The 18,377-nt window shown below is 69.9% G+C and carries 24 protein-coding genes; 9 read left to right on the plus strand and 15 right to left on the minus strand.

Annotated elements, in window-relative coordinates:
• Positions 1-4 precede the first annotated feature (4 nt).
• Together SK854_RS37515 and SK854_RS37520 are read right to left on the minus strand one after the other, a co-directional pair.
• Positions 5-1,177 carry an FAD-dependent oxidoreductase gene (locus SK854_RS37515; RefSeq protein ID WP_319979898.1) on the minus strand — a complete coding sequence of 391 codons (1,173 nt, stop codon included), beginning with the start codon at positions 1,175-1,177 and terminating at the stop codon, positions 5-7.
• A 15-nt stretch (positions 1,178-1,192) separates the two neighbouring features.
• Entirely contained in the window at positions 1,193-1,960 is a 768-nt protein-coding gene (locus tag SK854_RS37520; RefSeq protein ID WP_319979899.1) for a DUF4142 domain-containing protein, read from the minus strand.
• 95 nt (positions 1,961-2,055) lie between these two features.
• On the opposite strand from SK854_RS37520, the gene SK854_RS37525 reads away from it, so the two are divergent.
• Complete coding sequence (locus SK854_RS37525; RefSeq protein ID WP_319979900.1) at positions 2,056-2,544, plus strand: MarR family winged helix-turn-helix transcriptional regulator; 489 nt, start codon at positions 2,056-2,058, stop codon at positions 2,542-2,544.
• Here SK854_RS37525 and SK854_RS37530 read toward each other — a convergent pair.
• From SK854_RS37530 to SK854_RS37550, 5 genes are all read right to left on the minus strand, one after another.
• Positions 2,491-3,048 (minus strand): TetR/AcrR family transcriptional regulator, encoded by a 558-nt coding sequence (locus SK854_RS37530; protein WP_319979901.1) that lies wholly within the window; start codon positions 3,046-3,048, stop codon positions 2,491-2,493. The genes SK854_RS37525 and SK854_RS37530 overlap by 54 nt on opposite strands.
• A 9-nt stretch (positions 3,049-3,057) precedes the next feature.
• The gene (locus SK854_RS37535; protein WP_319979902.1) at positions 3,058-3,486 is read right to left on the minus strand and encodes an SRPBCC domain-containing protein; all 429 of its coding nucleotides are present in this window, start codon (positions 3,484-3,486) and stop codon (positions 3,058-3,060) included.
• Between the two features lie 211 nt (positions 3,487-3,697).
• Positions 3,698-4,762, minus strand: coding sequence for a CU044_5270 family protein (locus tag SK854_RS37540; RefSeq protein ID WP_319979903.1), 1,065 nt, complete (start codon positions 4,760-4,762; stop codon positions 3,698-3,700).
• Entirely contained in the window at positions 4,755-5,324 is a 570-nt protein-coding gene (locus SK854_RS37545) for an RNA polymerase sigma factor (RefSeq protein ID WP_319979904.1), read from the minus strand. Before SK854_RS37545 ends, SK854_RS37540 begins: the two co-directional genes overlap by 8 nt.
• Before the next feature lie 91 nt (positions 5,325-5,415).
• Positions 5,416-5,982 (minus strand): GNAT family N-acetyltransferase, encoded by a 567-nt coding sequence (locus tag SK854_RS37550; RefSeq protein ID WP_319979905.1) that lies wholly within the window; start codon positions 5,980-5,982, stop codon positions 5,416-5,418.
• 57 nt (positions 5,983-6,039) lie between these two features.
• On the opposite strand from SK854_RS37550, the gene lexA reads away from it, so the two are divergent.
• Complete coding sequence (gene lexA, locus SK854_RS37555; protein ID WP_319979906.1) at positions 6,040-6,699, plus strand: transcriptional repressor LexA; 660 nt, start codon at positions 6,040-6,042, stop codon at positions 6,697-6,699.
• On the opposite strand, the gene SK854_RS37560 is transcribed toward lexA, so the two are convergent.
• Positions 6,696-7,577 (minus strand): LysR family transcriptional regulator, encoded by an 882-nt coding sequence (locus SK854_RS37560; protein WP_319979907.1) that lies wholly within the window; start codon positions 7,575-7,577, stop codon positions 6,696-6,698. The two genes, lexA and SK854_RS37560, sit on opposite strands and share 4 nt — an antisense overlap.
• A 68-nt stretch (positions 7,578-7,645) precedes the next feature.
• Here SK854_RS37560 and SK854_RS37565 point away from each other — a divergent pair, with 68 nt between their 5' ends.
• Positions 7,646-8,305, plus strand: a complete 660-nt coding sequence (locus SK854_RS37565) for a type 1 glutamine amidotransferase domain-containing protein (protein WP_319979908.1) — start codon at positions 7,646-7,648, stop codon at positions 8,303-8,305.
• A 49-nt stretch (positions 8,306-8,354) separates the two neighbouring features.
• Positions 8,355-8,594 carry a hypothetical protein gene (locus tag SK854_RS37570; RefSeq protein WP_319979909.1) on the plus strand — a complete coding sequence of 80 codons (240 nt, stop codon included), beginning with the start codon at positions 8,355-8,357 and terminating at the stop codon, positions 8,592-8,594.
• 102 nt (positions 8,595-8,696) lie between these two features.
• On the opposite strand, the gene SK854_RS37575 is transcribed toward SK854_RS37570, so the two are convergent.
• Together SK854_RS37575 and SK854_RS37580 are read right to left on the minus strand one after the other, a co-directional pair.
• Entirely contained in the window at positions 8,697-10,064 is a 1,368-nt protein-coding gene (locus SK854_RS37575) for a DUF6297 family protein (RefSeq protein ID WP_319979910.1), read from the minus strand.
• Complete coding sequence (locus SK854_RS37580; RefSeq protein ID WP_319979911.1) at positions 10,061-10,666, minus strand: ABC transporter ATP-binding protein; 606 nt, start codon at positions 10,664-10,666, stop codon at positions 10,061-10,063. The genes SK854_RS37575 and SK854_RS37580 overlap by 4 nt, the downstream gene beginning before the upstream one ends.
• A gap of 98 nt (positions 10,667-10,764) precedes the next feature.
• Between SK854_RS37580 and SK854_RS37585 the strand changes: the two genes are divergently transcribed.
• The 3 genes from SK854_RS37585 to SK854_RS37595 are packed head-to-tail and all read left to right on the plus strand — an operon-like array spanning position 10,765 to position 13,009.
• Entirely contained in the window at positions 10,765-11,922 is a 1,158-nt protein-coding gene (locus SK854_RS37585) for an LLM class flavin-dependent oxidoreductase (RefSeq protein ID WP_319979912.1), read from the plus strand.
• Positions 11,919-12,341, plus strand: a complete 423-nt coding sequence (locus SK854_RS37590) for a MarR family winged helix-turn-helix transcriptional regulator (RefSeq protein ID WP_319979913.1) — start codon at positions 11,919-11,921, stop codon at positions 12,339-12,341. Before SK854_RS37585 ends, SK854_RS37590 begins: the two co-directional genes overlap by 4 nt.
• Positions 12,341-13,009: a CE1759 family FMN reductase gene (locus SK854_RS37595; RefSeq protein ID WP_319979914.1), complete on the plus strand. Its 669-nt coding sequence runs from the start codon at positions 12,341-12,343 to the stop codon at positions 13,007-13,009. The genes SK854_RS37590 and SK854_RS37595 overlap by 1 nt, the downstream gene beginning before the upstream one ends.
• Here the strand turns inward: SK854_RS37595 and SK854_RS37600 are convergent.
• From SK854_RS37600 to SK854_RS37615, 4 genes are read right to left on the minus strand one after another with little or no spacing between them, the layout of a single operon-like run.
• A complete protein-coding gene (locus SK854_RS37600; RefSeq protein WP_406601873.1) occupies positions 13,006-13,365 on the minus strand; it encodes an SDR family NAD(P)-dependent oxidoreductase in 360 nt (119 codons plus the stop codon). The genes SK854_RS37595 and SK854_RS37600 overlap by 4 nt on opposite strands.
• A 47-nt stretch (positions 13,366-13,412) precedes the next feature.
• Entirely contained in the window at positions 13,413-14,162 is a 750-nt protein-coding gene (locus SK854_RS37605) for an ABC transporter permease (protein ID WP_319979915.1), read from the minus strand.
• Entirely contained in the window at positions 14,159-14,881 is a 723-nt protein-coding gene (locus tag SK854_RS37610; RefSeq protein WP_090063910.1) for an ABC transporter ATP-binding protein, read from the minus strand. Before SK854_RS37610 ends, SK854_RS37605 begins: the two co-directional genes overlap by 4 nt.
• Positions 14,878-15,867, minus strand: a complete 990-nt coding sequence (locus SK854_RS37615) for an ABC transporter substrate-binding protein (protein WP_319979916.1) — start codon at positions 15,865-15,867, stop codon at positions 14,878-14,880. The genes SK854_RS37610 and SK854_RS37615 overlap by 4 nt, the downstream gene beginning before the upstream one ends.
• A gap of 54 nt (positions 15,868-15,921) precedes the next feature.
• Between SK854_RS37615 and SK854_RS37620 the strand changes: the two genes are divergently transcribed.
• Positions 15,922-17,442: an FAD-dependent monooxygenase gene (locus SK854_RS37620; protein ID WP_319979917.1), complete on the plus strand. Its 1,521-nt coding sequence runs from the start codon at positions 15,922-15,924 to the stop codon at positions 17,440-17,442.
• A 4-nt stretch (positions 17,443-17,446) separates the two neighbouring features.
• Positions 17,447-17,962, plus strand: a complete 516-nt coding sequence (locus SK854_RS37625; RefSeq protein ID WP_319979918.1) for a hypothetical protein — start codon at positions 17,447-17,449, stop codon at positions 17,960-17,962.
• Here the strand turns inward: SK854_RS37625 and SK854_RS37630 are convergent.
• The gene (locus tag SK854_RS37630) at positions 17,947-18,321 is read right to left on the minus strand and encodes a YciI family protein (protein WP_319979919.1); all 375 of its coding nucleotides are present in this window, start codon (positions 18,319-18,321) and stop codon (positions 17,947-17,949) included. The genes SK854_RS37625 and SK854_RS37630 overlap by 16 nt on opposite strands.
• Positions 18,322-18,377: the final 56 nt, after the last annotated feature.

Raw genomic sequence — 18,377 nt, forward strand, 5'->3', positions numbered from 1 at the left:
GTGCTCAGGCGACTGTGCCTGCGGGTGCCGCGGGCGTGAGCACCCCGTCGACGTCCGGCATGACCGAGCCACGGATCAGGTTCCGCACGACGGGCAGACCAGAAAGCCGGAAGGCCATGTCCCGCAACGTGATCCGCCACGCCGACGAGGGCGCCATCCAGCCGATGAACCGCCGCCCGAACGCCTGGGTGTGCTCCACCGCGGGCTTCATCCGCGCCTGATAGCGGTCGAAGGCGCCGTCGAAGCCGGAAGACAACTCCTCCGCCAGCACGCAGGCACCGGTCATCGCGAGCGACGCCCCGTGACCGGCGAACAGCGAGACGGCCCCGCACGCGTCACCGACGAGCACGACCTTGCCGCGATGCCACACCGGCATGTCCACTTGGGACGCCTCGTCGTAGTAGACGTCCTCCGGCACAACGGAAAGCAGCGAGGGTGTGACCCAGCCGAGGTCACCGAACCGCGACCGCAACTCCGCCACCGGATCAGCGGGCAGCTCCGGCGAGGAAGACCGGTAGAGCATCAGCGCGGCCATCGAACCGTCCCGCACGGCATAGCAGCCGATCATCCGGTGCGGCACGGTCAGCATCTGGTAGCGATAGCCGATCCGGGCGCTCAGCTCGGGATCCCGGAACGAGAACGCCGCCGTGTGATGCCCCAGGTACCGCACGAACGAAGGCCCGAACACCAGTTCCCGGACCCGTGAACGCACACCGTCCGCACCCACGACCAGGTCGAACTCACCGAACGAACCGTCCGAGAACGTCACCCGCCCGTCGTCGACCGCGGAAACCGTGGTGCCGTAACGAATCGAAGCCCGCACGTCGTCACGGATCACCGAGGCCAGATCACCGCGCAACAGGCTGATCACTCCGTCCGCGACCGCCTCGTAGGCAGCCGTGGAGATCTCACTCCGCCGGCGACCGGCCGCGTCCACGCTGGTCACCGACGAGATCGGCGCCCGCCGCCGTTGCAACGCCGGCAGCAGCCCCATCCGCCGCGCGACCTCGTGACCCGGACCGAAGAAATCGATCATGTAGCCGCCCGCGCGGAACGACGGCGCCTTCTCCACCACCAGGACGTTCCACCCCGCGCGCTCCAGCCACCACGCGGAGGTGAGTCCGGCGATCCCCGCTCCCACGATCAACGCTCGTTGTTGGGCATTCGACTTGGGCATATGCCCAATCTAGCACTACGGATGCATCCGGCGACTGCTCCGCCCACCGGTCCAGAACCACAGACCGGCCACGACCAGCGCCAACACACCCAGTCCGATGAGGCCGTCGGGGACGCCGTCGCCCTGCTGCTGTTGTTGCTGGGAGTACTGGGTGTTCTGCTGCGGCACCCCCACGGGAGCAGGAGGCGCGACCGAGGAAGGCTGCGCGACCAGGGCCAGAGGGATCGCCTCGGTGTCGGCGAAGTCGACCATCCCGGTGGCTTCGAGCACCGTCATGTGGTCGAGCACGGTGTCCATGCAGACCTTGGCGTAGTCACGGATCGCCGTGTTGCGCGTGCCGGTGCGCACGCTGGCCAGGAACTTGTAGACCACGCCGTGCGCCGCCCGCAGCCGGTTCGCGAACACGCGGTCGAACTCAGGACTGCGCGCGGGCGCTGCCGTCATCTCGTCGAGCCAGCCCTGCTGCGACTCGTTGGGCCGCGTCGGCAACTGGACGTTCAGCGTGCGGGCGAGCTCGACGGTGCGCCGGTCCAGGTCGGCGTGCCCCTCGATCAGGTGCCGGCCCGCCTCCCGCACCTTCGGATTGGCCGACTTGTCCAGGCCCATCCGCCCGGCAGGCCCCTCCCACAGCCCCGCGAGCGCCACCTTCTGCAGCAGGTCGCGCCCGGCCGGACCCATCGGCCCGAACTGGGTCTGGACGTAGCCGGGTCCCAGATCCTGCTGCGCGAACGCGGGCTGCGCGCCGAGCAGCGATGCCAGCAAAGCGACGAGGAGTATCCGCATGCCGAGAGGTACGGACAGACCGCGACCCACCGACCGTTGCACAGTGCAATGTTTATCGTTTCGTTACCTCGGGCGGGCCCTGTAGAACTAGGCGGGTGAGCGATGCCGATGACCTGACCGACGCTGTCCTCACCGCGTCCCGCCTGCTGGTGGCCGTGTCGGCGCGATCGCTCGCGGCCGTCGAGGAGACGCTCACGCTGCCGCAGCTCAGGATGGTCGTCCTGCTCGACAGCCGCGGCCCGATGAGTCTCACCGCGCTCGCCGACCTCCTGGAGGTCAACCCGTCCACGGCCAAGCGCATGATCGACCGCCTGATCACGTCCGGCATGGTCGACCGCGCGCCGAACCCCGCGACGAAACGCGAGGTCGTGGTCGTGGCGAGCGACGAGGGCAGCCGGGTCGTGACCGAGGTGATGGCCCGCCGTCGTGCCGAGATCGGCAGGATCGTCGCGCGCATGCCGGAGCACCTGCGGCACGGGCTGGTCGAGGCGCTGACCGCGTTCGCCGAGGCCGGTGGCGAGCCCCGCTGGTCAGCCCGCGACGAGGCGCCGGAACGGGCCCGCCGCCACGCGGAAGTCGACTGACGAGTCCAGCGCGCGGTGCAGCACCAGCCCGTCGATGGCCGCGCCCAGCAACAACGCCACCGCGTCGGCGTCCCGCACGCCCGCCTCGCGCAACCACTCGGCGACCCGCGTCCGGAACTCCGCGACCAGCGCCGACAGCCCCGTCCGCAGTTCGGGCAGCCGGTGCGCGGCCAGGAACGCCTCGGCCAGCAGCAACGACTCGGGATCCGCGCCGGTGAAGCGCGTCAGGTCCGCGAAGATCCGTTCGACGCCCTCGGCCGGCGACACCGATCGCAGCGCCTGCGCGGACTCGGCCAGCGCCTTCGCGGCGAACTGCAGCGCGGCCGTCGACAGCAGCTCCTGCACCGACGAGAAGTGGTAGTGCACGAGCGCGGCATTGACGCCCGCCCGTTCCGCGACCAGCCGCGTGGTCACCGCACCCCAGCCGACCTCGCCCACCAGTCCAGCGGCGGCGTCGATCAGTTGTTCACGGGTGCGGCGGCCTCGGTCGGCTGATTTGGGCACGCGCTCAACTTAGCTTTCGGCCTTCTTCGCGAACGCGTCGAGCACCTCGGGCCAGCCGCCCGTGTTGTCGCGGAGCGCCTTCGCGCGCAGCTCCTCCGAGCCCGCGAGCTGGGAGAACCCGCTCTCCACGACCTTCAACCGAGTCGCGGACCCCTCGGGCGTGAGGGTGAACTCGACCAGCGTCGTGTTGTCCGCGCCCAGCTCCTTCCCCTGGAACGCACTGGCCCAGCGGTAGGACACGTAGCTCTGCGGCGTCACGGTCACGACCCGCACGGGGAAGTCGCCGTACTGCTCGTTCTTGCAGAGGGTCGTCTCCCCCTCGACGGCGGTACCGGACGGCTGGGAGGCCACCCAGAACCCCGGTTCGGTCACCAGCTGCCAGACCCGCGCCAGCGGCGCCTCGATCACGGTCTCGCGTTCGATCCGGTCCACGCTCACGACAACTCCCAACTCCGCCAATAAGTGCAACCCCAGAGTTGCACATCCCCCCGAGGATGCGCAACCCCAGGGTTGCATGTCTCTCCCGCGCCCCGAACGGCGGGAGAAGCTGGTGGCGTGACCCAGAAAGTTGGCTGGGTAATTCACGCTCAGCAGGGCACCTCGCGGCCGTCTGACCGCGAATTCGCCCGGCAACATTCCGGCCACACCACTAGCGGGCGCCCTGCGCGTCCACGATCTTCGTGGTCACCGCGGAGGAACTGCGGACGGTGCCCTTCTCCAGGCCGCCCTTGTCGTCGGGCATGTCCTCGGCGACGGTCGCCCGGCGACCGATGTAGTCACCGTTCTCCGGATCGATGATGATCTCGGTGAAGTCGTCGTAGTACTTCATGCCGAGCGCGACGCCTTCCTTGCCGTCGAGGTTGGCCTTCTTGTCGGTGACGACCAGGCCGGGCAACAGGGCGAGCGCGCGGAAGATGGTCGCCCGCACCTCTGCCGGGTACTGCCCCGAGTTGAGCGCCTCACCGGCCTGCAGCAACGCGCCCGAGTCGCCGGCCTGTCCCGCTTCCTTCAGCTTGGCCAGCAGTGCCGCCGGGTCCTTCGGCAGCGCCGCGACGAACTCCGGCGTCGGGTTGTGGAACGTGCCGTTCGTGCAGCGGTCCGGCTGCCCCTCGGCGAAGTACGGGTAGTTGCCGCACTTGCCGCGGAACTCCTCACCGTTCTTGAACGCCGATCCGGAGTCCGGCAGGCCGTCCCCCTCGTGCCCTTCCAGCCACTTCGCCGAGACGTTCTGGTTGCGGAACAGCCACTCGTCGCGGCGGTCGGCGGGAATCCACTGCTCCTGGACGATCTCGCTGTAGGTCGCCTTCGTGGAGCCGAGCTCCACGGTGATGCCCTCGTAGCGGCTGCGCACGTAGCGGAACTGGCCGGGGGCGAGCGGCCGGTCGACCACGCGGGAGGCCAGGTCCGCGGCCTTGGTCAGCTCCTCGGAGGCGCTCACGGAGTTGCTGCCGACGCCGGTGAGGTCGACGGTCGACGCGGCCAGGCCACCGCCGGTCAGCACGACCACGGCGGCCGCGGCGGCGAGCCAGCGGACCCGGCGGCGCGGCTGAGGTTCGGCAGTGATCGGTTCGGTCACTTCGGCGCGTGATTTCAGGGCTGCGGCCAAAGCGTTCTTGCCTGCCGCCACGTCGAACTGGACGGGCTCGTCGCCGGCCCGCGACAGGGCGGCGTCGAGCACTCGGTCGAGGGTCTCGGGCTGGGTGGGCTCAGACATGGCTGTCCTCGGTGAAGTCGTAGTCGGTCGCGACAAGGCGGGTGCGCAGCCGTGCGCGGCCACGGTGCAGACGAGTGCGCACGGTGGCCACGGGGACGTCGAGTGCCACGGCGATCTCGGTGGGCGTGAAGTCCGCCCACGCGTGCAGCAGCAGCACCTCGCGTTCCTCGACGCGCAGTTCGGCGAGCCAGGCGGTGAGCGGGCCGGCGAGCACGTCGGCGTCCGCCGCGGCGCTCACCCTGTCGCCGATGTCGGCCTCGTCGGTGCGGGCCGCGTACTCCTTGCTCCACGCCCGCAGCTTGCGTTCCTCGGCACGGACGTGGCCGCGCAGCAGGTTCGTCGCCACGCCGTAAAGCCAGGCGCGGATCGCATCGGCCTCGTAGGTCTGCCCGGCGCGCTGGTCCCACAGCACCAGGAACGCCTCGGACACCACGTCCTGCGCGGTGTCGGCACCGACCCGCCTGGCCACGTAGCGGTGCAACCGCTCGGCCGTCGACTCGTACAGCTCCAGCAGCGCGGCCTCGTCCAGCACGGCCGGCGCCACTTCTGGTGTCAGCGCCACGGGCGCCACCTGGGTTCGCACAGACCTACCTGGTCGCAGGCCCCAGGAGCGTTCCCGACGTGTGCTCACCGCCACATCGTGGAGCAGGCGATCAGATCTCGCTCGGGTACGGGTGCCGGGCCGCGAACTCGGGGGCCGTCATCCCGAACAGCACCACGTCGTGGTGGCGGCCGGCGAAGAACTCGTGGTCCCGCAGCCTGCCCTCCTCGGTGAAGCCGAGCTTGCGGTGCAACGAGATCGAGGCGTCGTTGAACGCCCAGACGCTCGCCTCGCACTTGTGGAACCGCCGCTCGCCGAACATGAAGTTCAGCAGCAGGCGCACGGCTTCCGTCGCGTAGCCGCGTCCTTTGTGCTCGGTGCCGATCGCGACCCCGTACATGAACCGTCCCGCGCGATGGTCGATCTCGCTGGTCGTCACCATCCCGGCCAACGCACCGTCTGCCAGCGACTCGACCGCGAGCATCATCCTGTCGTCCACCGGCTCCATCAACGCCCGCTTCTGCGCCCATTCCCGTTGCCCGGCAGCGGATCGCGGCGGATGGACGCGGTCCGCCCTGCGCATCTCGTCCGTGTTGTCGTCGAACCGGTGGAAGGCCGCCCAGTCCTCCGGCTCGACGCCGCGCAGCCGGACGAGCTCTCCTACCCAGGCAGAGGTCATCACATGATCGAACGGCCACCCGATCGTGTCCGCAACCCCATTACTAGTATCTGGCCGATGACCGCCTACGACGATCTTGAGCTCGACACGACGGAGCTGCCGGAGCGCCAGCAGAGGATCCTGGTCGCCATTCGCGACTGGGTCGTCGAGCACGGCTACTCCCCCAGCACCCGCGAGATCGGCGAGGCGGTCGGCCTCAAGTCGTCCTCCAGCGTGTCCAAGCACCTGTCGTCGTTGGAGGACAAGGGTTTCCTCAAGCGCGGCGGCTCCGTGACGCGACCGATGGACGTGCGGGCCTTCCTGAGCGGCGCGCCGCTGGCGCCGGGAACGGTCTCGGAGGACTCGATCTCCGTGCCCGTCGTCGGCGACATCGCCGCCGGTACGCCGATCTCCGCCATCGAACACGTGGACGAGGTGCTGAACCTGCCTCGCGGGCTGGTCGGCCGGGGCAGCAACATGTTCGCGCTGCGCGTGCGCGGCGACTCGATGATCGACGCCTCGATCTGCGACGGTGACACCGTCGTGGTGCGGCAGACGCACGAGGCCTACAGCGGGCAGATCGTCGCCGCGATGATCGAGGAGGAGGCGACGGTGAAGGTGTACCAGCGCCGCAACGGCCACGTGTTCCTCGAACCGCGCAACGAGGCCTACCCGGTCATCGACGGCGACCAGGCCGTGATCCTCGGCATCGTGGTCTCGGTTCTCCGCAGCGTCTAAAGGGCGCCCCAGTCGCGTGACCTCAGATGCTCCACGACCACGTCGGTGGCCGGGGTCGTCATACCGCGCGTGACGACGTAGAGGGTGTTGAGCGGGGGTATCTCCGGGTGGTGCAGCTGTTCGACGGATCCGGCGGCGAGCGCGGGTTCGGCGAGGTAGCGCGGTAGGGCCGACACGCCCGCACCGGCGATCACGGCGGCCAGCACGGCACGCAGGTCCGGCACGACGACGGCGGTGGCGTTCTTCGGTCGTGCGCCGAACTCGCTGCGCCAGTACCTCCGGATGATCGGCAGCTCACCGGAGTAGGCGACGAGCGGCAGGTGTTCGAGGGCGCGCGCCGGATCCCGCGCGAGCAACCGCTGGTCCACGGTCCTGGCCAGCAGTGGCGGCCCGACCAGCAGGAACTCCTCGTCGGTCAACGGCGTCGCGGTGAGGCCCGCTCCCGGACGGACCGACGACAGCACGAGGTCGAGCTGCCCGGCCTTCAGCCCGGCGAGGAGGTCGTTCGCCAGGCCGAGCGTGATCTCCAGGCGGAGGCCGCGCCGGGTCAGCGGGGTGAGCGCGGGCATGCCGCGGGTGGCCATGAACTCGGCCGCTCCGCCGAGCCGCACCGTGCCTTCGAGCGCCGGTGCGGGGCCGAGGGCGGACCGGAGCTGATCGAGGTGCGTGCCGACGCGCCGGGCCAGGTCGTCGGCTCGCGGTGTGGGTGTGACGCCGCGACTGCCCCGCACGAACAGCGGCGCGCCGAGCTCCTTCTCCAGCTTGGCGAGCTGCCCGCTCACCGCCGGCTGGGTGAGCCCCCGCCTGGCGGCCGCGCTGGTCAGCGAGCCGCCTCGGTAGATCTCCAGGAACGTCGCCAGCAGATCCAGGTCCGTCACCCTCGCAGCCATAAGTCATCTTATAGCTCAGCCGTCGCGTTCTGCTGATCTGTGATGTCCTGGGGCACATGAAGAAGCTACTGATGGTCGTGACCGGCGCCGACTCGCTGACGCTGGCGGACGGGTCGAGCCACCCCACGGGGTACTGGGCCGAGGAGGTCGTGGAGTCCGTGCGCGTGCTGCGGGAGGCCGGCGTCGAGGTCACGCTGGCCACACCGGGCGGCGTGGTGCCGACCGTGGACAAGGCGAGCCTCGACGGCAGGTTCGACGACGCCGTCGCGTCGCTGGAGGACCTGCGCGCTCCGGCGGTGCTGGCGTCGATGAACGCGGCCGACTTCGACGCGATCTACCTGCCCGGCGGACACGGTCCGATGGCCGACCTGGCGGTCGACACCTCGTTGGGCGAGCTGCTCGCGGACTTCCACGACAACGGCAAGGTCGTCGCGGCGCTGTGCCACGGACCGGCCGGGCTGCTCAGCGCGGTCCGCGCGGACGGCACGTTCGTGTTCACCGGCAAGGAGATCGCGGTGTTCAGCGACGAGGAGGAGCTCCAGGGCGGCCTGAACGTCCCCTACTCGGTCGCGGGCAGGCTGGCCGAACTCGGCGCGCGGCTCGCGCCGGGTGAGCCGTGGTCGAGCACGGTGATCGTGGACGGCAGGCTCGTCACGGGCCAGAACCCGCAGTCCAGCGTGGCCACCGCGGAACGCGTGGCGACGTTGCTCGGCTAACGCGGGGCAGCCGCGATCCGTTGCGGGGAGAACGGATTCGTCCTCCCTGGTGACGGGCAGCTCGGTCGGGGCGTTGTCCCAGTCGGCGTGGCCGAGCTCCAGCACGGAAGCCGGTCCGAACTCGTCCGCGCGGTGGCGCAGCTCGGGCCGCAGCAACTCGCGCACCAAGGCGCTGCCGCGCAGCACCAGGTTCTCGGACCACTCCGACTCCCCGATGATCCGCGCCATGGCGTCGCGGCGCGCGGCCGGCCACCGCGCGCCGTCAGCGGGGTCGAACAGGGGCCGGTAGAAGGCGCGCCGGTCCCCCCGACAGCGCAACTCGAAGTACCGCGCGGGATCGGTCGCGCCCTCCATTCGCCGGCGACCGCGCGCACCTCGTCGGCCTGTGGCCCTACAGCAACATCTGCAGCACGGCGAGCGCTGTCAGCAGGGCCGGTCCACGACTCAGCTGGACGATCAGACCGGCCGGTGTCGGCCCGTACATCCCGAAGCTGACGATCGCGGCGCCGTAATCGACCGGCGGCCGCGTAGCGATCCGATGTACGACTGCCACCGCACCCACTGTCGAGACGATCCCGTTCACCACGGACACATGTGGCGTGAAGGCCGTGGTGATGGCGCACCACAGCAGGGCACCCGCGGCGGGGAACGCGAGGTGCGCCAGCCGCAGCTCCCGATCCGGCAGCGCCAGGGCTCGGCGCATCGCCGGGGAACGGCACACGAACTTCAAGCCCGCGGCGAGCCGGTCGGTGGCCAGGAACGCGGCGACGAGGTGAACCGCGGGCGCCACGTCGGGCTCGCCGCCCAGCGCCACGAGAGCCGGCACCGGGAGCAGCGCGGCCCAGACGAGTACGGCGTTGGGGCTGCGGCGCAAGCGAAGCGCGTCGGTCCAGGCGAGAGCGGCGACGTGGGAGCGCGGCCCTCCTGCTCCGCGAGGCGCGATCCCGCCCAGCCGAGCCGATTTCACGCGACCGAGGGTGCGTGCACGGCGTTCGGCGAGGACCGCGCCGAGGAGGGCGAGGTCGAACCAGCTCACCGACACCCGCGCCACACCGGCCAGGGCCGCCCCACTCGCGAGGTCGGACCGCCGCAGGTGCCGTACGGAGGCCACGGCCACCAGCGCCAGACCGATCGCCACGCCCCAGGCGGTCCACATCACGCCGCTGCCGAACGAGGCCGGCTCGCCGGCAGCACCCGTCCAGGGCACCGCCACCCCGAACCACCCGGCAGGCACCAGCAGCGCCACCACCGCCAGCCCGGCCAGCCCGCTCAACCACCCCTGCGGCCGCACCCGAGCCCGTTGCACCACCACGGCCCCGGCCACCACGACCAGCCCGCAGGCAGCCCCGAAAACCCCGGCTACCGACGGCGGCACAACAGCCCCCACGATCCCGAACACCACAGCGGGCCACACCGCACCCACCGCGGCACCGGCACCGAGCAGCCCGAAGAGCCGAGGCCGCAACAGGGCCCCACGCGGCACCGGCGAGCTCAGCACCCAGAACATCCGGTCCGCGCCGACGAAGACCGGCCCGAACGCCAGCGACACCTTCAACAGCACGGTAGCGCCCAGCACCGACAGCCAGAGCGCGGTCCAGTCGCTCCCCGCCTGAGGTGCCTTCGTCAGCCCGGCGTACGCCCAGCCGTAGCCGACCGCCCCGGCGATCGACAGCAGAACGATCCGCGAGTACAGCCGGGCGACCATGAACCGCCACGGTTCAGGAGTCCGCGACCGGCGCCGGACGGCAGCGGCGGTCACAGCGCGACGGTCCGGCACGCCACCGCCTCCACCAGCTCCTGATCGTGCGACGCGAACACCACAGCGACCCCGGCTGCTCTCTCCGCCAGCAAACGGGAGCGCAGCCAGGCGCGGCCGGCCGTGTCGAGGCGCTGTTCCGGTTCGTCCAGCACGAGTACCGAGCGCGGGCGCACGAAGCACGACGCCAGCCCCAGCCGGTGCCGTTGCCCCGAGGACAACGTCGGCGGCAGCTGGTCGGCCGCCGAGGTCAGCCCGACCTCCGCCAGCACCGCCGCGACGTCCGAAGTGGACGCGTGCAGCCACGCCAGCAGCCGCAGGTGCTCCACGACGGACACGTCCGGGAAGTAGTCGGCGTCGTCGAGCAGTGACGCGACGGCGGCGCGGAACGCGCCCGACGACTCGTCCACCGGAGCTCCCTCGAACAGCACGCTGCCCGAGTCGAGCACCTCCGCGCCGACCAGGCACTTCAGCAACGTCGACTTGCCCGAGCCGTTCGGCCCCACGACGGCGACGGCCTCACCGGGAGCAACGACAAGGGACAGACCTGCGAAAACGGGGACTCCGCCGTAGCTGAAGCAGGCGTCCCCCACGCCCAGTGACATGTGATCAGCGTAATGGGAATGGATCGGGCCCCCAGGCGTTAGAGTAGATGCAAACGCATTAGTCATGAGGCAGTACAGATCAGAAGGAGGCGGGTGCCGTGCAGTTCGGAATCTTCTCGGTGAGCGACATCACCAGGGACCCGGTGAGCGGCGAGACCCCCAGCGAGGCCGAGCGCATCGACGCGATCGTGCAGATCGCGGAGAAGGCCGAAGAGGTCGGGCTCGACGTGTTCGCGATCGGCGAGCACCACAACCCGCCGTTCTTCTCGTCCGCGCCGGCCGTGCTGCTCAGCCACATCGCGGCGAAGACGGAGAAGCTGATCGTCAGCACCGCGACGACGCTGATCACCACGAACGACCCGGTGCGCATCGCCGAGGAGTACGCGATGCTGCAGCACCTGTCGAAGGGTCGCATGGACCTGATGCTGGGCCGCGGCAACACCGCGCCGGTCTACCCGTGGTTCGGCGCCGACATCCGGCAGAGCCTGCCGCTGGCGCTCGAGAACTACAACCTGCTGCACCGGTTGTGGCGCGAGGACGTCGTGGACTGGGAAGGGAAGTTCCGCACCCCGTTGCAGGGCTTCACCTCCACGCCGCGGCCGCTGGACGACCTGCCGCCGTTCGTGTGGCACGGGTCGATCCGCACGCCGGAGATCGCCGAGCAGGCCGCGTTCTACGGTGACGGGTTCTTCGCGAACAACATCTTCTGGCCGAAAGAGCACTACATGCGGCTGATCAAGTTCTACCGTCAGCGGTACGCGCACTACGGCCACGGCACGGAGAAGCAGGCCATCGTCGGCCTGGGCGGTCAGGCGTACATCGCGAAGCGGTCGCAGGACGCGCTCAAGGAGTTCCGCCCGTACTTCAACGAGGCTCCCGTCTACGGCCACGGCCCGCGGATGGAGGACTTCATGGACCAGACGCCGCTGTCGGTCGGCAGCCCGCAGGAGGTCATCGACAAGACGCTGACGTTCCGCGAGCACTTCGGCGACTACCAGCGTCAGATGTTCCTGATGGACCACGCCGGCCTGCCGCTCAAGATGGTGCTCAACCAGCTCGACCTGCTCGGCGAGGAGGTGGTTCCGGTGCTGCGCAAGGAGATGGAGGCGCGGCAGGACCCCGAGACCGCCAAGCCGCCGACGCACGCCGGGCGCGTCAAGGACAAGTACGGCGACGGTCCGGTCCGCCAGCCCAAGCCGAACGCCAACCGGGGTGACAACGTCACGGGTGGCTCGCCGTACCAGGACTCGCAGTGACCAGAGCCAACGAGGCGTGGGAGTCCCTGATGAAGGCGTACTCCGTGTTGATGAAGCAGTTCAACGCGGAGGACATCTGGGGCGACCTGACCATGCGGGAGTACGACGTGCTGTACCAGCTGTCCAAGTGCGACAGTCCGCTCAGGATGAGTGAGCTGAACCGCCACGTGCTGCTGAGCCAGCCCGCTCTGTCCCGCATGGTCGACCGCCTGGTCGACCGCGGCTACGTCGACCGCTGCCCCGACCCCGGCGACCGCAGGGGTGTGCGCCTGTCGCTCACCCCCGCGGGCCGGGAGACCCAGAAGCAGATCGGCAGCCCGCACGCACGCAGCGTCACGCGCGCACTGAACGTGCTGACGCCGGAAGAACTCGAACAGCTCGCCGTGATCACCGGCAAGCTCAGCCAGAGCGAGGAGTAATGGGCCAGAACTTCCAGCTGGTGGTGGTGTCCGCCGGCACGAGCGACCCGTCGTCCACCCGGCTGCTCGCCGACCGCGTCGCCGGACGGGTCACCACCCTCGCCAGCAAGCGGGCGCTGACCGTCGGCACGACGGTGATCGAACTGCGCGAGCTCGCCTCCGAGATCGCCAACGCCCTGGTGTCCAACCACATCGGGCCGAAGCTGCAGACCGCCATCGCGACCCTGCGGCACGCGGACGGCATCGTCGCGAGCACCCCCGTCTACAAGGCGGGCGCGAGCGGGCTGTTCACGTCGTTCTTCCAGATCCTCGACAACGACCTGCTGATCGCGAAGCCCGTCGTGCTCGCCGCGACGGCCGGCACCGCCCGGCACGCGCTCGTGGTCGACGACCAGATGCGCGGACTGTTCGCCTACCTGCGCACGGTCGTGGTGCCGACGGCGCTGTTCGCCTCGACCGAGGACTGGCAGGACAACGGCCTCAACAAGCGCATCGACCGCGCGGCCCTCGAACTGGTGGCGCTCATGACCTCCGGCTTCGAGAAGACCGTGCGCGACGAGTCGTGGGGCAGCTACCAGCACGAGTACGGCAGTGCTGGCGGCACCGAGCTGACGATCGACCTCGACTCCGACCTGATGCGCCTCGCCGCCGGTGGCGCGTCCAGCTAGAAGTCCGCGCCGCGCGAGAGCTTCTCGTTCTCGCGAAGCTCGGCCAGTGCACTCTCGTGCATCGCGACGGCGGCGTCGTACGCGGCGCCGCCGAGCACGGCCCGCACCCCGCGTTCGGGATCGCCCGGCTGCTTGCCGTCCTGGTCCGCGAACGTCGCGCGGACGCCCTGCACCAGACCCGTGTACGCGTCAACGGTTTCGCGCACCGGCTCGTCCTGGAACCCCGCGTAGGCCTTGGTGCGGAACGCTCCCGGCTCCACGACGAGCACGCGCACGCTGAACGGCTCGACCTCCTGGCGCAGCGTCTCGGACAACCCTTCGAGCGCGAACTTCGCCGACGATCCGGCCGACCTCACGCCGGGCGAACGGGCGCTGCTCGGCGAACTGCTGGCCGCCTGGCCCGCTAGAGCACCCGGTGTTCCTCGGACCAGGGCACCAGCTTGCGCTCGGCCCAGGTCAGGCCGTAGAAGAGCGCGACGCTGATGATCGCGAGCAGCGTCATCGCCGCGAACGCCAGCGAGGTGTCGGCGCTGCCGCCGGACACGGTGATCACGTAGCCCAGTCCGGCGTCGGCGCCCACGAACTCACCGATCACCGCCCCGATGACCGCCAAAGTGATCGACACCTTCAGGCCGACGAAGATCTGCGGCAACGCGTGCCACAGGCGCAGCTTGAAGAACTCGTGCGTGCGGGTGGCGTCGAGCGACCGGAACAGCTCGACCAGTTCACTCGGCGTCGACTTCATGCCGGACGCGGTCGAGATGACGATCGGGAAGATGCACACCAGCACGACCATGAGCACCTTCGAGGAGATGCCGAACCCGAACCACACCACCACGATCGGCGCGATGGCGACCTTCGGCACGGCGTTGAGCGCGACCAGCAGCGGGTAGAACATCCGCTCCAGCACGCTCGACCCGACGATCAGCAGCGCCAGCGGCACACCGATCACAATGGACAGTCCGAAGCCGGACACGGCCTCCCACAACGTGATCAGCGCCTGTTCGAGCAGGTAGCCGGGCAGTTCCAGGAACGACGCGACGACGTCGGCCGGTGAGGGCACGAGCAGCGGCTCGATCCCGAACACGATCGTGGCGAGCCACCACAGCCCGATGATCGCCAGCAGTCCGAGCACCGGCAGCGCGGCCTTCACGCGGTCACCAGGAGCCCGCGCAGTTCCCGGCTCACCTCGTCGAGCTCGACCTGGCCGAGCGCACGCGGCCTCGGCAGACCCACGTCGACGATCCGGTGGATCCGGCCGGGCCGCGGGCTGAGCACCACGATCCGGTCGGCGAGCAGGACGGCCTCGTCGATGGAGTGCGTCACGAACACGACGGCGCGCGGCCGGGCGAGCTGAACCCGTTGCAGCTCCTCGGAAAGCTCGGTGCGGGTGATCGCGTCCAACGCGGAGAACGGCTCGTCCATCAGCATCACCCGCGGGCTCTGGATCAACGACCGGCACAGCGACACCCGCTGCTGCATTCCTCCGGACAGCTCGTGCGGCAGCCGTTTCTCGAACCCGCCGAGTCCGGCCAGTTCCAGCAGCTCGTGCGCGCGGTCCCGCTGATCGCCCAGGCCGAATATCTCGGTCGGCAGCAGGACGTTGGCCAGCACCGTCCGCCACGGCAGCAACGCCGGCCGCTGGAACATCACCGAGACGTCCCTGCGCGGCCTGGTGACCGGCGAACCGGCCACCAGGATCCGGCCTCGCGCAGCCGTGAGCAGGCCGGCGACGAGCCGCAGCAACGTCGACTTGCCGCAGCCCGACCTCCCGATCACCGCGACGAACTCGTGCTCGCCCACCTCCAGGTCGATGCCGTCGAGCGCGTGCACACCGCCGAAGGAGTGCGAGACCCCGGTCAGGCTGATCACTTGGGCGAGCTCCCGAAGGACACGAAGTCGTCGGGCGCCAACGATCCCGCCGGAATCGCACCGGCCTCCACGAGGGTGCTGACGATCTTCTCGACGCGCGCCTCGGTCACCCCGCCCACGCGACCGCTGTAGTTCACAGGCTTGACGTACGGCGCCATCAGCCCGACCTCGGCACTGGCCACGTCCGCGTCCTGGGTCGGCTGGTACTTCTTGAGGATCGGGCCGACCTCGGCCGGGTGCTCGATCGAGTACTCAAGGCCCTTGAGCAGCGCCGTCATGAAGGTGCGCGCCAGCTCCGGCTTGTTCTGCACGACGTCCTTCGACGACACCAGCGCGTTGCCGTACAGATCGGGAACCAGGTCGCCGTAGGGCAGCACGACCGCCTTCCTCCCCTTCGCCGCGGCCTCGATCAGCGGCTTGCCGACGACGAACTGCCCGATCCCGTCGACCTGCCCGGCGGCCAGCAACTGCGGCAACGCGGGCGGAGCGGACGGCACGAACTGGACCTTCGCCGGATCGATGCCCGCCGCCTTCGCGTAGACCGGGAACATCACCTGGTTCGTCGACCCGGGCTGGTCACCGATCTTCTTGCCGACCAGGTCGGCGGGTGTCGAGATCCCGTTGCCCTCCAGCGCGACGATCGCGGCCAGCGACCGTTGCTGGATCGCCGCCAGCACGGTGACCGGCAGCTTCTCCTTCGCCGTGGTGATCGCGGTGGCGGTGAAGTCGGCGACGCCGAAGTCGGCACGACCGGCCGAGACCAGCTTCAGCACGTCGACGCTGCCGGTGCCCGGCGTGATCGTGACGTCCAGGCCCGCCTCCTCGAAGAACCCCTTCTCCTTCGCCACGTAGACGTAGGCGTCCCGGCCGAACGTGCCGAACGACGTCAGGTAGTCGACCTTCTGCAGAGCTTTCTGCCCGGTCGGCGCCGCGCAGGCCGTGACGGCCAGCAGAACGGCGAGTACGACTGAAAACGCTTTCCTCATGTTCCCTCCCCCGAAGGCTCCCTCATGGTCGAACATAGAGGTCGGGGAGGACCGATGAACACGTCCGATAGTCCGGTGGCCGTGATCGGCGCGGGCCCGATCGGGCTGATCACCGCGTTGGGGCTGGTCGCGCACGGTGTCCCGGTCGTCGTCTTCGAGGCCGGGGACGAACTGTCGGCGGACACGAGAGCGGGCACGATCCTGACGCGCACGCTGGAGGTGCTGGACCGGTACGACGCGCTGGGACCGGTGCTGGAGGCGTCGCTGCGGCTCGACGAGATCGGCGAGGTGGACAGGGCGACCGGGAAGTCGACCGGAAGCGTGCTCACCTCGGCGCTGGCCGGCGAGACGCGGTTTCCGTTCGTCGTCAACGTTCCGCAGCACGAACTGGAGCCGGTGCTCGCGTCGATGCTCGCACCCGGCACGGTGCGGATGGGACACCGGCTGGTGGACTTCGCACAACACGAGAACGGCGTGACGCTGCAACTGTCCACTCCGGACGGAATCGTCGGCTTCGAGGCCGCGTACGTGCTGGGGTGTGACGGCGGACGATCGACCGTGCGGGAACGGCTCGGCGCCGAGGTCACCGGGCACACCCTGGAGCAGCGGTACATGCTGGTCGACCTGGTGTGCGACCTCGACATCGCCCACCCGCGCGACTACCCGTACCTGGCCTACTTCGGCGACCGCGAGGAGTGGATGGTCCTCGTGCGGCAGCCGCACTGCTGGCGGTTCGTGTTCCCGCTGGCGCCCGGCCGCGACGAGCCCGGACCGGACGAGCTGCGGAACAAGGCGCGGCACTTCATCGGCGACGTCGACTCGCTGGAGGTGCTGGGCAGCAACGTCTACACCGTGCACCACCGCGTCGCGTCGTCGTGGCGGGACGGCCGCGTGTTCCTGCTGGGCGACGCGGCGCACCTGATCACGCCGATGTGGGCACTGGGCCTGAACACCGGCGTGCTCGACGCGTCCAACCTGCCGTGGCGGCTGGCGTGGGTGCTGCGCGGATGGGCTTCGGAGGCCTTGCTCGACGGCTACGAGGCCGAGCAGAAACCGGTGGCCGTGCACGGTTCGGGCGCGCTCGCGGAGGCGGCCCGTGCCGTGATGGACCGGCGCTCGGACTCCGTCGCGGGGTGGCAGGACGCGATGACGCGGACGTTGCTCGGCGTGCGGCTGGGCGCGGACTGGTCGATGACGCGCACCGGGCCGTTGCGCGTCGGCGACCGAGCCCCGGACCTGCGGGTCTTCGGCCTGCGCGGCCCGGTCCACCTGCACGAGCTGTGCCGCGACTCGTTCGTCGCGCTGCACCTCACCGACGCGCGCCGCCGGCCGTTCATCCCCGCTGACGGGCCTGCTGGTCTGCGGCAGGTGGTAGTGAGCCGGTGGGACGCTCCGCACTCGGACCTGCGTTCGCACGCGTACTTCGATCCGGGCGACACGGTGCGCGAACGCTTCGGCGACGTCGTGGTCCTGCTGCGGCCGGACGGACACATCGCCCACATCGAACCGTGGACCGCGCACTCGTGGCAGTCGGTCCAGGACCGCTATCTGCAGGAGGTGCGCCTTGCGGGGTGACGTCGTGATCTCACCGTCCGGCGAGGAGATCGTGCTCGTCGACGTCGGCCGGCGCGTGCTGCACGACGATCCGGTGATCAGGGTGTGGGAGGTGACGCTCGAACCGGGCGAGACCCACCCGTGGCACCTGCACCACAACCCGTACGTCGTGCTGAGCATCGACGGCTCGGAGGGCCGGATGGACTGGCTCGACGGCAGCGAACCCAGGTTCATCTCCGAGCACCGCGGCGGTTTCGTGTACCGGCCCGTGTCGCCCGTGCACCGGCTCACGAACATCGGCACGACCTTCTACCGCAACCGGCTGGTCGAGCTGAAGGACCTGGGCGAGAACCTGCCGGAGCCGTTGGACGTCCAGCCCGGCGACGTCAGCGTGCGCACGGTCTCGAACACGGCTCTGGACCTGGAGGGGCCGCACGTTCTCGTGGCGTTGGACAGCGAGGACGTGCGGCTCCACCCGGGTGGACCGTGTCAGCTGGACGACGAGTGGTTCGTCGTCGAGCTGAGCTACTTGGTCAGGTAGGGCTCGATGTCCTCGAACTCGGTGACCCGCCGGACCTCGATCGACATCTCCTCGACGCCCGCGAAGCAGGTGATGTACTCCTCGGCGATGGCCGTGGCCTCGGCGAGGTCCTTCGCGTTGACCAGCAGGAACCCGCCGACGACCTCCTTCGCCTCGGCGTACGGGCCGTCGGTCGACCTGATCGCCGCGCCACGCCTGCGCACCACCGCGCCCGGCTTCAGCACGCCCTCCGCGCCGAGCATGACCCCGTCCGCGTTGAGCTTCCCGATGAACGTGTTCATCCGCTCGATCAGCTCGGGGTTCGGCTCCCACGAGGCGTTGTCGTCCTCGTGAACCCGGTGCATGAGCATGAACCGCATGTCGTCTCCTCGTTGTCGGCTGGCGGCCTGTTCCGGCCGCCACCCCTGCGTCGATC

The organism is Lentzea sokolovensis, from assembly GCF_033949975.1.
Lineage (GTDB): Bacteria > Actinomycetota > Actinomycetes > Mycobacteriales > Pseudonocardiaceae > Lentzea > Lentzea sokolovensis.

Bases quoted from the DNA above. Each gene is read 5' to 3' on its own strand.
- SK854_RS37620 (WP_319979917.1), top strand. From the start codon at position 15,922: ATGAACACGTCCGATAGTCCGGTGGCCGTGATCGGCGCGGGCCCGATC.
- SK854_RS37520 (WP_319979899.1), bottom strand. From the start codon at position 1,960: ATGCGGATACTCCTCGTCGCTTTGCTGGCATCGCTGCTCGGCGCGCAG.
- SK854_RS37580 (WP_319979911.1), bottom strand. From the start codon at position 10,666: ATGTCACTGGGCGTGGGGGACGCCTGCTTCAGCTACGGCGGAGTCCCC.
- SK854_RS37515 (WP_319979898.1), bottom strand. From the start codon at position 1,177: ATGCCCAAGTCGAATGCCCAACAACGAGCGTTGATCGTGGGAGCGGGG.
- SK854_RS37615 (WP_319979916.1), bottom strand. From the start codon at position 15,867: ATGAGGAAAGCGTTTTCAGTCGTACTCGCCGTTCTGCTGGCCGTCACG.
- lexA (WP_319979906.1), top strand. From the start codon at position 6,040: ATGACCGCCTACGACGATCTTGAGCTCGACACGACGGAGCTGCCGGAG.
- SK854_RS37550 (WP_319979905.1), bottom strand. From the start codon at position 5,982: ATGACCTCTGCCTGGGTAGGAGAGCTCGTCCGGCTGCGCGGCGTCGAG.
- SK854_RS37630 (WP_319979919.1), bottom strand. From the start codon at position 18,321: ATGCGGTTCATGCTCATGCACCGGGTTCACGAGGACGACAACGCCTCG.
- SK854_RS37540 (WP_319979903.1), bottom strand. From the start codon at position 4,762: ATGTCTGAGCCCACCCAGCCCGAGACCCTCGACCGAGTGCTCGACGCC.
- SK854_RS37595 (WP_319979914.1), top strand. From the start codon at position 12,341: ATGGGCCAGAACTTCCAGCTGGTGGTGGTGTCCGCCGGCACGAGCGAC.
- SK854_RS37565 (WP_319979908.1), top strand. From the start codon at position 7,646: ATGAAGAAGCTACTGATGGTCGTGACCGGCGCCGACTCGCTGACGCTG.